Below are 12,673 nucleotides of genomic sequence, written 5' to 3' on the forward strand. Positions count from 1 at the left end.
AAACAAAGTGCCTTATCTTATGCCGGGCGCCCCCCCCTTGCCAGCGCGGGCGAGACAGGGCGCCAGCGGTGCCTAGCTCTCGATCCTGGCCACCTTGGGCAGGGAGAGCGAAGCGGCCAGACCGCCGAGCTCCGCCCGCCCCATGATGAGGCTGCCGCGATAGGCTTCCGCCAGATCGGAGACGATGTTGAGGCCAAGGCCCGAGCCCGGCACCTTCTCGTCGAGGCGCACCCCCCGTAGCACCGCCTTGGCGATCTGATCCTCGCTCATGCCGGGACCGTCATCCTCGATGCGCAGGGTGATCCAGCCCCCCAGCTCGGCGCTGGAGATACGCAGCCGGCCGGCGGACCACTTGAAGGCGTTCTCCAGCAGGTTGCCCACCATCTCGTCGAAGTCCTGCTCCTCCACCCCGACCGCCAGATTGGCCGGCACCTGCAGATCCACCTCCCTGCCCGGATAGAGGCGGGAGAAGGCGCGGCAGATGTACTCCACCCTGGCCCGCACCGGGGTCGAGACGCCGAGGATCTTGGCGGCACCGGTCACCCTCGCCTTGCCGAGGTGATAGTCGATGTGGCGCTGGATCTGGTCGAGCTGCTCGCCGATGGCGGCCTGATCTTCAGGCGGCAGCTGGGCCACCTGATTGCGCATGATGCTGAGCGGCGTCTTGAGTGCATGGGCCAGGTTGCCGGTGTGGGAGCGGGCCCGCTGCAGCAGCTCGCCGTAGTGGTGCAGCAACCGGTTGATGTCCTCCACCAGCGGCTGGATCTCCAGCGGGTAGCGCAGCCTGAACCCCTCCTGATGACCCTGATGCACGCGACTCAGCTCGCGGCGAAGCAGGTGGAGCGGGCGCAGGCCGTAGACGATCTGGAACATGAAGCCGAGCACCAGACCGGTTGCCGCGAAGCCGAGGCCGAGGAACAGGCTGATCCTCGTCTTCTTCAGGGTCTGGGTCAAAGCGCTGCTGTCCTTGGCCATCACCAGAGTGAAGACCCTATCAGAGCCCGGCAGCAGCACGGTGCGGGTCATGATCAGCAGGGGCTCCTTGTTGGGCCCCTTGCCGACGAAGAGATCCGGATCGCCAAAGGCCGACTTCAGGCCATGGGCGCTCAGGTGAGCATCCCACAGGGAACGGGAGCGGCTTACCACCGTCTCTCCCAGCTCCAGCTGCCAGTAGTAGCCGGAATAGGGTTGACGATAACGGGGGTCGGCCATGGGTTCGGTCACGACAGGCATGCCATCCGGCTGGATCTCGAGGCGGGAGAGCAGATCGTAGAGCTGCAGGCGAAGGCCGTCAGCCTCCGCCTCCTGCCAGTAGTTGCGCATCATGGTCTGCAGGCTGAAACCGGTAGCGAACAGGAAGAGGCCGCACCAGACCAGGGCGATGGCTACCAGCCGTCCCCGCAGGGTTCGCACCAGCCTCATTCAGCCCACCATGACGTCTCGTACCTCAGCGTCATTCGTTGATCCGGTAACCGAGCCCGCGCACCGTCTCGATCAGATCGGCATGGGTCTTCTTGCGGATCCGGCCGATGAACACCTCCACCGTGTTGGAGTCGCGATCGAAATCCTGGGCATAGATGTGGTCGATGAGCTCGCTGCGGGACACCACCTTGCCCCTGTGCTGCATCAGGTAACCCAGCACCCGGAATTCGTGCGCGGTGAGCTTGATGGGGGTACCTTCGTACCAGACCTGGGAGGCCGCCATGTCGAGACGCACCCCGCCGATCTCGAGGATGGAGCTGGCGTTGCCCGCCGCCCGGCGCACCAGGGCCTGCACCCGGGCCACCAGCTCGGCGACCTGGAACGGCTTGGTGAGGTAGTCGTCGGCACCGGCGTTCAATCCCTCGATCTTCTCATGCAGCTGGCCGCGGGCGGTCAGCACCAGCACAGGGGTATCTATCCCCTTGCTGCGCCACTCCTTCAGCACGCTCAGGCCGTCGCGCCCCGGCAGGCCGAGGTCCAGGATGATGGCGTCATAGGGTTCGGTCTCGCCGAGAAAGCCCGCCTCGTTGCCGTCGTGGCAGAGGTCAGTCACGAAACCGGACAGGCGCAGCTGTTCAGCCAGCTGGTTCGCCAGGATCTTTTCATCTTCAACTATCAGAATTCGCATAAATGGATATCCAAAGCAGAATTGCGCCTCTCTCGGCAGCGGTTGGAGGCGAGGCACCAGGGTGGGCAGCAGGGATCACTCCTCGTCCGGAGGCGGGCGCGGCTCGAACAGGCGCTCCAGATGGTGTCCCTTGAGCCACACCATCTCCAGGTTGTCGGCCCGATATCCCACCTTGATGACGCTGTTTTCCTCGTCGATGAGCCTGAGCTCATACAGCCAGACCCCGTCTTCCTCCCCCAGATCGACGCGCAGCACGCGCACCGGCAGGCGGGACGCCACCTCCATCAGCTCATGAAAAGGCCGTATCCGCCCCTCGCTCACTGCCTGTTGCAGCAAGGCCTCGTTCGGCTGGGCCGCCTGCACCAGCATCGGCAGCAGCAATCCAAGCAGGGGCAGCGCGCTATTCATGGGTGATTCATCTCTCAAAACCTAACATAATGCCGTTTATAGTGTGCCTGCCATGAATCCGGAATGAATATGATCCCACGCAGTATCCTGCTGATCTTGTGTCTCTTTTCCACCGTTGGCTGGGCGGCCCAGAGCCGTCTCGACATGGCCGGACTGGTCAAGCTGTTGCTGGCTCAAGGGTATCACGACATTCGGGAAGTGGAGCTGGAAGACGACAAATTCGAGGTGGACACCCTGAATGCCGACAACCAGCGGGTTCAGCTGGAGGTCGACGCCTACAGCGGGGAGATCACCAAAAAAGAGGCCAGATAGGCCTCTTCTGCTATGGGCGCGACGGCTGCTACACGGCGCCCTGCGTCCCCTTCAGTGACTGGCGCTGGCGCCAGGGGCGCAGCAGCTTGTCCCGGCGCGGCCACAGCAGGGCACAGGCCAGCAGCAGATAGATGAGGGGCTCCTGCCAGCCGCTCTTGACCGACCACCAGTAGTGCACCGGCACCAACAGGGCCACCGCGTAGATCCAGTTGTGCAGTCTCTGCCAGGCCGGCCCCATGGCCCGCAACAGGGCCGGGAGCGAGGTGATGCTCAGGGCCAGCAATAGCAGCAGCGCCACCATCCCCACCACGATATAGCTGCGCTTTACCAGTTCCCCCCCGATGAGCCCCCAGTCGAACTGCAGATCCAGCCCCAGCCAGACCATAAAGTGCAGGCCGGCCCAGACTGCGCACCAGAGCCCGAGGGGGCGGCGCAGCTTGACGAGTTGGCCCTGTCGCCAGCGCTTGGCGAGCGGCGACACCAGCAGGGTCAGCAGCAGCAGGTGCAGGGCGCCCTTGCCGAGGTAGTGGGTCAGCCCCTGTACCGGATCCCCCCCCAGCAGACCCGCCGGCACCGCATAGCCGAGCCAGAGCAAAAAGCCCAGCGAGGCCAGATGTACCAGGGCCCGCAGCAGGGTGATGTGGCGCGCCGTCAGTCGCAATGTCATGTCAGCTCCTCCCGCCTCAATACCATCTGCGCAGATCCATCCCCTGATAGAGAGAGGCCACCTCGTCGCCGTAGCCATTGAACATCAGGGTCGGCTGACGCTTGGCCCCGAAGATGCCCCCCTCGCCGATGAAGCGCTCGCTGGCCTGGCTCCAGCGCGGGTGATCCACCTCGGGGTTCACGTTGGCATAGAAGCCATATTCGTTCGGTGCCAGCAGGTTCCAGGTGGTGGGGGGCATCTCCTCCACCAGGCGGATGGAGACGATGCTCTTGATGCTCTTGAAGCCGTACTTCCAGGGCACCACCAACCGGATGGGCGCCCCGTTCTGCGCCGGCAGCGCCTTGCCGTAGAGCCCCATCGCGAGGAAGGAGAGGGGGTGCATGGCCTCGTCGAGGCGCAGACCCTCCACATAGGGATAATCGATGCCGCCGCCGAGGGAGCGGGAGGCCTGCCCAGGCAGCTGCTCGGGATCATAGAGGGTCTCGAAGGCCACGAACTTGGCGCGACTGGTGGGCCCGGCCCGGCGAATAAGATCCGCCAGCGGTATGCCGCTCCAGGGCAGCACCATGGACCAGGCCTCCACGCAGCGCAACCGGTAGATCCGCTCCTCCAGCGTGGTCTTGTTGATGAGATCCCACACATCCAGGGTAAAGGGCTTGGCCACCTCCCCTCCCACCTTCAGAGTCCAGGGCTCGGGCTTGAGGTAGTGGGCGTTGCGAGCGGGATCCCCCTTGTCGGTGCCGAGCTCATAGAAGTTGTTGTGGGTGGTGGCCTTCTCCTCCGGGGTGAGGATCAGCCCCTCTGGCCGGGCGGCGGCGCGGATGTCGAGCGGCCTGGCCGGGGTGGCGGGCACGTTCGGTTTAGAGCCGAAGAGATCCAGCAGACTTGCCTTGACCGGGAAGGCCAGAGTTGCGACGGCACCCAATCCCAGTCCCTTGAGGATGAGGCGACGATCCTGATAGACGGCTTCCGGCGTGACATCCTGTTCGGTGGGGTGATGAGAAGTACGGCGCTTGATCAACATGAAAAACTCCCGGGACGATGAGGCTGACAACCATAAGACCCGCCCCGGCCGAGTTTTATTTCACACAACATTACATGAGTTGATAAAGGGGCAGTGCCTTGGCCATGGTACCGGCCAGGAAGAGCACTACGAACACCAGCAGAGGAACGATCACGTTTGGCACCATCAGACTCACTCCATGAGCAGGACAGGGCCTCTAACTATGGTTCAAGGATTGCGGCGTCTCCAATGAATTTTTTTCGCGAGCGCAAGCGTATTCCCGGGTTGAAAAGAGTGACCTGGATCACACACAATTCCGCCCCCGCTTGCCGCCTCTCTGCCGCAGAGTAGGCTGCCTCCTTTTCCGGATTCAACCACTGAGAGTCACGCCATGAGCCCATTGATCGCCATCGCCATCACGACCGGGATCCTCTCCGCCGTCTGGGGCGGACTGGCCGCCGCCCTCGGCCTCATCACCTGGGTCGGTTTCCTCGGCTGCACCAGCTACTTCGCCTCGAGCGGCGGTTACAAGGCGCTGCTGCAGACCCTGCTGTGCAACGCCACCGGCATGCTGTGGGCACTCTTGCTGATCCACGGGGAGTCCTGGTGGGGCGCAGGCATGGCCGGCTATCTGATGACGGGGGTGGTCGCGACCCTGATGTGCGTGCAGGCGAAACAGCAGTGGCTCTCCTACATTCCCGGCACCTTCGCCGGTTGCTGCGCCACCTTCGGGGCGGCCGGCGAGTGGCGCCTCATTCTGCCTTCCCTGGTGATCGGTGCCCTGTTCGGCTACCTGATGAAGGCAAGCGGCCTCTGGCTCTCCCATAAAACCCAGAAGGCCCAGCCCGAGGTCGGCGTCACCGACCCGGCCTGAGCCTGCCAAGGTGACCGGTTCGGTCTGAAACAAGAGGGGCGGTCCGTCATCGACGGGCCGCCCCTCTGTCATTTATCCCTTCGACTTGAAGTTTGCTGCCTCGATACCATGTCGATTCAATAGCTTGTAGAAGTCGGTGCGGTTTCTTCCCGCCATGTTGGCCGCCAGAGTCACGTTCCCCTCCGTGGTGCGCAGCAGACGGATCAGATACTCCTTCTCGAATTCGGCCCGCGCCTCGTTGAACGAGGGAATGCCGCCACCGCCGCCACTCAGAGCGGATTCCACCATGGCAGCCCCGATCACCGGGCTGCAGCAGAGACTGGCGAGCTGTTCCACCACCCCGTAGAGCTGGCGTACGTTGCCGGGCCAGGCCGCTGCCGCCAGCATGGCCAGCGCTTCCGGCGAGAAGCCGAGGGCGGCGCAGTTGTCGTGGCGACTGCGATAGTCGTCCAGCGCCTGGCGCGCCAGCAGCGGGATGTCCTCGCTGCGGGCACTGAGAGGAGGCAGGGTGATGTTGGCCACGTTGAGGCGGTAGAAGAGATCCTCCCGAAAGCGTCCCTCCTCCATGGCGGCGACCAGATCCTGATGACTGGAGCTGATGACCCGCACCTCGGGTGTGCCCTGGCCATATTCCGACAACACCTGCAGCAACTTGGCCTGCAGCGACTCCGACAGATCCCCGATTTCGTCGAGGAAGAGGGTGCCGCCCCTGGCCTCGGCAAACAGGCCGGACTGGCCGTCCTCACCGAACAGTTGCAGGTCCAGCGCTCCCCAGGGCAGGGCGGCGCAGTTGATGGTATGGAGCGGCTTGTCGCGGCGGTGGCTGGCCTGATGCAGCGCCTGGGTCATGACCCCCTTGCCGGCGCCGGAAGGCCCCAGGATCAGAACGGGCACGTCCATGGTGGCGATGCTGCTCGCCTGGATAAGCAGCTGCTCCATCTGCGGGTTACGGGTCTGGATGAGGGACTGCCACTCGTGCTGTTGCTTCGGTCGGGTCAGGCTCAGGGCGTGCTCTATAGTGACCAGCAACTCATCCTTGTCGATGGGCTTGGTGAGGAAGCTGAACACCCCGGAGCGGGTCGCCTGGATGGCGTCGGGAATGGTGCCGTGGGCGGTCATGATGATGACCGGCATGCCGAGCCACTGGGACTGGATCCGCTCGAAGAGCGCCAGTCCGTCCATGCCCCCCATCCGCAGATCGCTCAGCACCAGGTCGGCCCGCTGCTGCCGCAGCCTGTCCAGGGCCCCTTCGGCACTGTCTGCGGTATCCACCTCATAGCCCTGGCTGCGCAGGCGCATGCTCATCAGCTTGAGCAGACTGGCATCGTCGTCCACCAGCAGAATGCGGCTCATGCTCTCACTCCTTCTGCGTGAAGAGCCGGGGGGATGATCCCGGCACAGGACCGGCGTGTCATGGCTGGCCCCCTCCATTGAGCTTACGCTCGTTGAGCTGCTCGTCGATGGCGGAAAGCTGTTCTATCTGGCGGCGCAGACGCTGCACCTCCTGGCTCTGGTCATCGCGACGACTGTCGCGCACCAGCAGCTCCTCGCCGAGGGCTATCCAGCTGCGCAGGAAGGCCTGGGCATCCAGGCCGAGTTCGGGCAGGAGGGACTTGAGCTTGTCGAGTCCGGCCCGGCGGCTGGCCACCGACTCGGACGGATGGGTGTTGACCATGGCCAGGCTGACCCGGCTCTCGAGATCGGTGGCACCGGTCAGGCGCTGGCGCTCCTGCATCCGCTGCTGGGGATGACTGGCCAGCAGCCAGTCCGAGTACTGCAGGCGTACCTGCATCTCCTTGTTGGCAAACTCCATCCGCCTGGCGACCGCCTCCTGGGAGGGCTCGGTGAGGCTGCGGGATGGGAGCAGGGAGCAGCCCGCGAGCAGGCTCATCATCAACACGGGAACAACAAATCGTTTCATCTTGAATGTCACTTAGGATCCAAGGGGGAAAACAGGCATCCGCCCGTTCGTCTCAATAGTCAGTTGCAATGGGCTGCCCCGGTATGAAGGGCTGTCGTCGGCACGGCTGATCCCGTCATGCCGCACCTTGTTTCAAATCCAGTCGGAAGCAGACATCTGCCTGCTCATCCTCGATCAGCCTGAGCTCGCCACCCAGACTCATCGCCGACTCACGGGCGATGGAGAGGCCCATCCCGGACCCCTTCAACAATCCCTGCCGTACTATGCTGCCCTGCTCAAAAGGCTCGAAGATCCGCTCCCGCTCATCCAGCGGGATGACGGGCCCCTCGTTGGCCACCTCCAGCCAGCCCCCATTGTCGCTCTGGCCGGCCCGGATCCAGATCTGCCCCCCCTTGGCGCCGTAGCTGACCGCGTTGGAGAACAGGTTGTCGAGGATGAGCCGCAGGCGATAGGGCTCGGCCTGCAGACTGATGGGGTCGGGCGGCAAGTGTACACTGATTTGCTTGGATTCCAGCGCCAGCCGGTACTCTTCGGACAGATCGGACAGCAGAGGGGCCAGAGGCACCGCTGTCAGGCTGAACACCTCCTGCTGGCTCAGGCGATTGAAGTCGAGCAGGCGTTCGATCAGGGTCTGCAGCCGGCGGCTGTTCTCCTCCAGCATCTGGCAGATCTCCTGCTGATCCCCGTTGAGGGGCCCCACCAGCTGTTCGGAGAGCAGATCCGCTCCCTCCCGCAACACTGCGAGGGGGGTCTTCAACTCATGGGAGACGTGGCGCAGGAACTGGTACTTCTGCTGTTCCAGCTCCTTGAGCTTGTCGTGCAGCCAGCTAATCCGCTCCCCCAGCAGCACCAGTTCGGCCGGGCCGTCCACCGGCCGTGGATCCGGCTCGACCCCGGCCCCCAGACTCAGGATCCGCGACTCAATCTGACGTACGGGGTGGATGATGAGGTAGGTAAAGAGCAGCACCAGCAGCAGGCTGAGCCCCACCACGAAGCCGCTGACCCACCAGATCTCCTGCTTCAGCTCCGCGATGGCGGCCCGCATGCGGGAGACATGATCGTCAACCTGGCTTCGGGTGACGACCTCCAGCTGCTGGTTGAGCTCATTGAAACTGGTGAAGTTTGGGCTGGTCGCCTCCTGCCTGGCCTTGCCGAGATCCTGCAGGCCATCGAGCCAGGTGAGCGCGGCCTCGAGCTCGCCGTAGACCTCGGCATCCGGGATGGATTGCTGATGGATGCCGAGCAGCTCCCGATAGCGGGCCAGCTGCTGCTGATAGTTCGCCAGAATGCGCTCGTCTCCGAGCACGGCGTAGCGACGCAGGGTGCGCTCCAGGTCGATGGCCTGGGTGGTGAGCAGGGTCGCCCGGCGGGTATCCCGCACCGCGCGTTCCATCTCGTCGCTGGTCAACTGGCCCAGGTGGGAGAGCGCCTGGCTGTCGTGCCAGATCATGCCCCCCAGCGGCATCAGCACCAGCACGAAGCCCATCAATACCACCTGGAGCAGGGAGCGGGGGCGAACCTTGGTCATCTTCTGCTGTCTCGCGTCATCATGGGGGGCCAGCATATCCGCACTGCCCCAAAAAGCAAAACCGGCTTGGCAGCCGGTTTGATTGCTCTCAGGGTGGGGTCACGCCAGACCGACGGACGCCACACAGATGACCATTATCACGGTCAGGGCTCCCGCTGCGGCCAACAGTGCCCATTTCATCTCCACGCTCATGCAAACCTCCTTTCTGCCAATCAGAGTTGGATCACAACAGATAATGACATGTTAATTCATAGTAAATCCGATATCCGTGAGCCGCGTATATATTTCAGACGAGACCAACCCAAGGAAGGGCAAGCATGTTTTACCTCTGTAGCATTGGATCCAACCTCGACCCGGCCCAGCACGTGAGCCAGGCCGTGGGACAATTGCTGGCACGCTTCGGGCGCCTGCGCCTGAGCTCGGTGATCCAGACCAAGCCGGTGGGCATGCAGTCGCGCCACGACTTTCTCAACTGCCTGTTCGTCGTACAGAGCGAACTCTCCGCCACCCAGCTCAAGGCCGAGTTTGTCACCATGGAGCTGACCCATGGCCGGGATCGCAACCACCCCCTGTGCAAGGTGGCGGACAGGCCGCTCGACATCGACATCCTCACCTGCGACGAGCGGGACGACTTCGCCAGCGCCAGGGTGGATGCCTACCTGGGCGACCTGCTGGCCGAAATGTATCGGGGAGGGCACATCGATGCCGGCAAGGTGACGCTGAGCCTGCCTGGCAGCAAGGTGTTCGCGAAACAGGTCTTCGGCCACGCCCCCGTCGAGCTCAGCCAGCCCGAGACGCCCCCGCTCCCCGGCAATACCCAGCCGGAACTCCCCGCCAGGCAGACGACCATTCGGCACCACTGACAGTGCCATGCACTGAGGCGCCCGCAGGCGCCTCAGTCTTTTCCGGGGGCATGCCGTCTAGATGACGGCCAGGGACCGCCCCCCATCCACCCGGATGCTGGCCCCGGTCATGTAGTCATTGCTTATCAGCAGTTGCACCGCCTGCCAGATGGGCTCGAGCCCCCCTTCCCGCGCCAGCGGCGTCTTGGCCAGCACCTGTTCACGCCACTCATCACCGTGTTCGTCGAGAAACAGGATGGGCCCCGGCTCTATGGTGTTGACCCGCACCGCGGGCGCCAGCTCGCGGGCAAAGCTCATGGCGAGCGAATGGGCCCCCGCCTTGGTCGACACATAGGCGGCAAACCGGGGGGCCGGTGCGTGGATGTAGATGTCGGTGACGTGGATGATGCCGGCGTTGGCGTTTTGGGCCAGCCGGGGGGCCAGCGCCCGATTCAGCTGGAAGGGAGCCGCCATGTGCACCCGGTAGAACTGCTCGAACTGGGCCAGCTGGGCCGACTGCTCGTCCGCCTGCGGCTCGAAGGCCGAGGCATTGTGGATGACCAACGTCAGATCCTGATGGGGCGCCAGCGCCGCAATCAGCCCGTCCACCTCCCCTTCCCTGGCGAAGTCCGCCTTGACCAGCTCCACCCCCAGGGCCCGCAGATGGGCCAGCTCGGGGCGCTCGCTGCGATAGCTGCCCGTCACTTGCCAGCCCGCCGCGACCAGCTGTTCGCACAGGTAAAACCCCAGTCGACGGCCACACCCTGTCACCAATGCCCGCATACCCTCTCCTTGTAGTTGTGACCCCTCCCGATCCCGTGCCGGAACCGCGAAGGGGCCGCTCATTGAATTGCCTATCAATCTCTGCGGCCAAACCCATTGGCCCCTCGCCGGGCTGGCCGGGCATAGTGGCCCCATCGACCCCTTATGGAGCCCCATCATGCTACAAGTTCGCGATCACATGCAGCGTCTCAGCCACAGCCTCAGCCCGGAGCTCGGCCTGGCCGAGGCGCTGGACCGGCTCCATCAGGCCGACCTCGGCGGCCTGCCGGTACTGGACGACCGGCGGCACCTCATCGGATTCCTCTCCGAGCAGGACTGCATCCCCAGCCTGCTCACCGACAGCTATCACTGCGACACCCGCACCCGGGTCGAGGATCTGATGAGCCGGGCACCGCTGTTCGTTGCCCCGGACGACAGCATCCTGGATCTGGCCCGCCAGATGACCGGCGCCAAACCCAAGGTCTATCCGGTTCTGGAAGGGGGCAAGGTGATCGGTATCATCAACCGCCGGCAGGTGATGCGAGCCCTCAACACCCAGATGAAGCAGTGTCAGGCGACCTAGCCGGGAGGGCGGTCCGCCCTCATCATCGGACGGGCAGGCGTCACACCTTGCCCACCCTCCCCTCGACATCGCGACCGCCACGGTGTCAGACTCAGACCGAGACGATAGAGCCTGGGACCTACCCTGTCGAGGGCATCTCGTGCATTCCCATTTCAGGGTTTGCCATTCGGGGTCGTCTCTACTTAGATATCTGACGGTCACCACATCCCGTGCGCGTGACCTTCCGCGTGCTCAGGAGATGTGACTTGCGAAGCTTGCTCGTGCTCTGCCTGCTGTTGCCCTGCTGGCTGTCGGCCAGGGAGCTGGTCATTGGCGGTATCCTCGAACCGCCCCTGAAGTGGCTCGATGCGCGCGGCCAGCCCAGAGGCCTGGATGTGGATCTGGTCAGCACCATTTTTGGCACCCTCCATGTCCCCATCAAGATAGAGCTGGTCGACTCTGGGGCCAGGCTCACCCGCAATGCCGAGAACGGCCTCTATGACCTGTTGCTGACCCACTCCTACAAGCCGGAACGGGAACGCTACCTGCTCTACCCCCAGCAGGCCCACATCCGCCATAGCTGGCACTTCTTCGTGCGCAAGGACTCCGCGGGGCAGATCCACTACGACCTTCTGGCGGATCTCAAGCCCTGGCGCATCGGCGTCACCCGGGATTTCTCCTACACTCCGGAGCTCATGGCGGCCATGGTCGACCCTGCCTATCACTTCCAGGAGATCCCAATCAACCAGTTGCAGTTGCGCAAACTGATCGCCGGACGCATCGACGTCGTCCCCATGTCCCTGGTCACCGCCTTCGACCAGATCAGAGAGGAGGGGCTGGCGGGCAAGGTCGATTACCTGCCAAAACCCCTCAAGACCAGCCCCTACTTCAATGTCTGGACCCGTGCCAGGGCCGATGCCGACACCCCGGCCCTGATGGCGGCCTACGATGCCGAGCTGCTGCACATGAAGCAGGACGGCCGCCTCAAGGCCATCTACGACAAGTACGGCATTCCCTACCTCGAGCCCTGATCCGGCCCACACGACACGTCTCAGGGCTTCACGTCCCGCAGGATCGGGTTTTGCAGCGAGGTCAGTGTTTTGCGCGGGAGAGGGATCTCGCGACGCTCCTCCATACTCTGAGCCCCGGATGCCCTCCCGAGCACACCTCAGGGCTTCACGTCCCGCAGGATCGGGTTTTGCAGCGAGATCAGCGTCTCGGTGGACTGGATCTCGTCGATGGTCTGGATCTTGTGGATCAGCACCGTCTGCAACTCGTCGATGGAGCGGGTCATCACCTTCATGAAGATGCTGTAGTGGCCCGTGGTGTAGTAGGCCTCAACCACCTCCTCCAGCGCCTGCAGCTTGGCCAGGGCCGAGGGGTAGTCCTTGGCGCTCTTGAGATTGATGCCGATGAAGCAGCAGACGTCATAGCCGAGCTTCTTGGGGTTCACCTGCACCCGGGTACCCTCGATGATTCCCGCCTGCTTCATCTTTTCCACTCGCACGTGAATGGTCCCCGGGCTGACCGCCAGCTGCTTGGCCAACTCAGCATAGGGGATCCGCGCATTGTCCATCAGGGCGGTCAGGATGGCCTGATCGAGATTATCGATCCGATAATTTTCTGACACTTTTTTGCACTCCCTTTGATGATATCTCATTAATAAGGCGGTTATTTTGAAGAA

At 63.6% G+C, this 12,673-nt stretch carries 16 protein-coding genes; 5 read left to right on the top strand and 11 right to left on the bottom strand.

Annotated elements, in window-relative coordinates; all coding sequences use genetic code 11:
* Positions 1-72 precede the first annotated feature (72 nt).
* From BN1136_RS10345 to BN1136_RS10355, 3 genes are all read right to left on the bottom strand, one after another.
* A complete protein-coding gene (locus BN1136_RS10345) occupies positions 73-1,422 on the bottom strand; it encodes a sensor histidine kinase (RefSeq protein ID WP_043763984.1) in 1,350 nt (449 codons plus the stop codon).
* A 31-nt stretch (positions 1,423-1,453) separates the two neighbouring features.
* Positions 1,454-2,110: an AHA_4052 family stress response regulator transcription factor gene (locus tag BN1136_RS10350; protein ID WP_043763985.1), complete on the bottom strand. Its 657-nt coding sequence runs from the start codon at positions 2,108-2,110 to the stop codon at positions 1,454-1,456.
* 75 nt (positions 2,111-2,185) lie between these two features.
* Positions 2,186-2,518 carry a PepSY domain-containing protein gene (locus tag BN1136_RS10355; RefSeq protein ID WP_043763986.1) on the bottom strand — a complete coding sequence of 111 codons (333 nt, stop codon included), beginning with the start codon at positions 2,516-2,518 and terminating at the stop codon, positions 2,186-2,188.
* A gap of 63 nt (positions 2,519-2,581) precedes the next feature.
* On the opposite strand from BN1136_RS10355, the gene BN1136_RS10360 reads away from it, so the two are divergent.
* Positions 2,582-2,830 (top strand): PepSY domain-containing protein, encoded by a 249-nt coding sequence (locus BN1136_RS10360; protein WP_043763988.1) that lies wholly within the window; start codon positions 2,582-2,584, stop codon positions 2,828-2,830.
* A 28-nt stretch (positions 2,831-2,858) separates the two neighbouring features.
* On the opposite strand, the gene BN1136_RS10365 is transcribed toward BN1136_RS10360, so the two are convergent.
* Positions 2,859-3,497, bottom strand: coding sequence for a protein-methionine-sulfoxide reductase heme-binding subunit MsrQ (locus BN1136_RS10365; protein ID WP_043763989.1), 639 nt, complete (start codon positions 3,495-3,497; stop codon positions 2,859-2,861).
* A gap of 16 nt (positions 3,498-3,513) precedes the next feature.
* Positions 3,514-4,521 carry a protein-methionine-sulfoxide reductase catalytic subunit MsrP gene (msrP, locus tag BN1136_RS10370; RefSeq protein WP_043763990.1) on the bottom strand — a complete coding sequence of 336 codons (1,008 nt, stop codon included), beginning with the start codon at positions 4,519-4,521 and terminating at the stop codon, positions 3,514-3,516.
* A gap of 370 nt (positions 4,522-4,891) precedes the next feature.
* Between msrP and BN1136_RS10375 the strand changes: the two genes are divergently transcribed.
* On the top strand, positions 4,892-5,374 hold the full coding sequence (locus tag BN1136_RS10375; RefSeq protein ID WP_043763991.1) for a DUF1097 domain-containing protein: 483 nt from the start codon (positions 4,892-4,894) through the stop codon (positions 5,372-5,374).
* 72 nt (positions 5,375-5,446) lie between these two features.
* Here BN1136_RS10375 and BN1136_RS10380 read toward each other — a convergent pair whose 3' ends face one another.
* From BN1136_RS10380 to cydH, 4 genes are all read right to left on the bottom strand, one after another.
* Positions 5,447-6,727 carry a sigma 54-interacting transcriptional regulator gene (locus BN1136_RS10380; protein ID WP_043763992.1) on the bottom strand — a complete coding sequence of 427 codons (1,281 nt, stop codon included), beginning with the start codon at positions 6,725-6,727 and terminating at the stop codon, positions 5,447-5,449.
* Between the two features lie 58 nt (positions 6,728-6,785).
* Positions 6,786-7,295: a hypothetical protein gene (locus BN1136_RS10385; protein ID WP_043763994.1), complete on the bottom strand. Its 510-nt coding sequence runs from the start codon at positions 7,293-7,295 to the stop codon at positions 6,786-6,788.
* A 115-nt stretch (positions 7,296-7,410) separates the two neighbouring features.
* Entirely contained in the window at positions 7,411-8,823 is a 1,413-nt protein-coding gene (locus BN1136_RS10390; protein WP_043763995.1) for a sensor histidine kinase, read from the bottom strand.
* Positions 8,824-8,922: 99 nt separating this feature from the next.
* Positions 8,923-9,015, bottom strand: a complete 93-nt coding sequence (gene cydH / locus BN1136_RS20215) for a cytochrome bd-I oxidase subunit CydH (protein ID WP_134694296.1) — start codon at positions 9,013-9,015, stop codon at positions 8,923-8,925.
* 125 nt (positions 9,016-9,140) lie between these two features.
* On the opposite strand from cydH, the gene folK reads away from it, so the two are divergent.
* Positions 9,141-9,686: a 2-amino-4-hydroxy-6-hydroxymethyldihydropteridine diphosphokinase gene (folK, locus tag BN1136_RS10395; protein WP_043763996.1), complete on the top strand. Its 546-nt coding sequence runs from the start codon at positions 9,141-9,143 to the stop codon at positions 9,684-9,686.
* 57 nt (positions 9,687-9,743) lie between these two features.
* On the opposite strand, the gene BN1136_RS10400 is transcribed toward folK, so the two are convergent.
* Positions 9,744-10,448, bottom strand: coding sequence for an SDR family oxidoreductase (locus BN1136_RS10400; protein WP_043763997.1), 705 nt, complete (start codon positions 10,446-10,448; stop codon positions 9,744-9,746).
* Between the two features lie 157 nt (positions 10,449-10,605).
* On the opposite strand from BN1136_RS10400, the gene BN1136_RS10405 reads away from it, so the two are divergent.
* Together BN1136_RS10405 and BN1136_RS10410 are read left to right on the top strand one after the other, a co-directional pair.
* The gene (locus BN1136_RS10405; protein WP_043763998.1) at positions 10,606-11,010 is read left to right on the top strand and encodes a CBS domain-containing protein; all 405 of its coding nucleotides are present in this window, start codon (positions 10,606-10,608) and stop codon (positions 11,008-11,010) included.
* Positions 11,011-11,255: 245 nt separating this feature from the next.
* Positions 11,256-12,020, top strand: a complete 765-nt coding sequence (locus BN1136_RS10410) for a substrate-binding periplasmic protein (protein ID WP_043763999.1) — start codon at positions 11,256-11,258, stop codon at positions 12,018-12,020.
* Positions 12,021-12,157: 137 nt separating this feature from the next.
* On the opposite strand, the gene asnC is transcribed toward BN1136_RS10410, so the two are convergent.
* Positions 12,158-12,619, bottom strand: coding sequence for a transcriptional regulator AsnC (gene asnC / locus BN1136_RS10415; protein WP_043764000.1), 462 nt, complete (start codon positions 12,617-12,619; stop codon positions 12,158-12,160).
* Positions 12,620-12,673 lie beyond the last annotated feature (54 nt).

Origin of the sequence: Aeromonas taiwanensis, assembly GCF_000820165.1 — a bacterium.
Lineage (GTDB): Bacteria > Pseudomonadota > Gammaproteobacteria > Enterobacterales > Aeromonadaceae > Aeromonas > Aeromonas taiwanensis.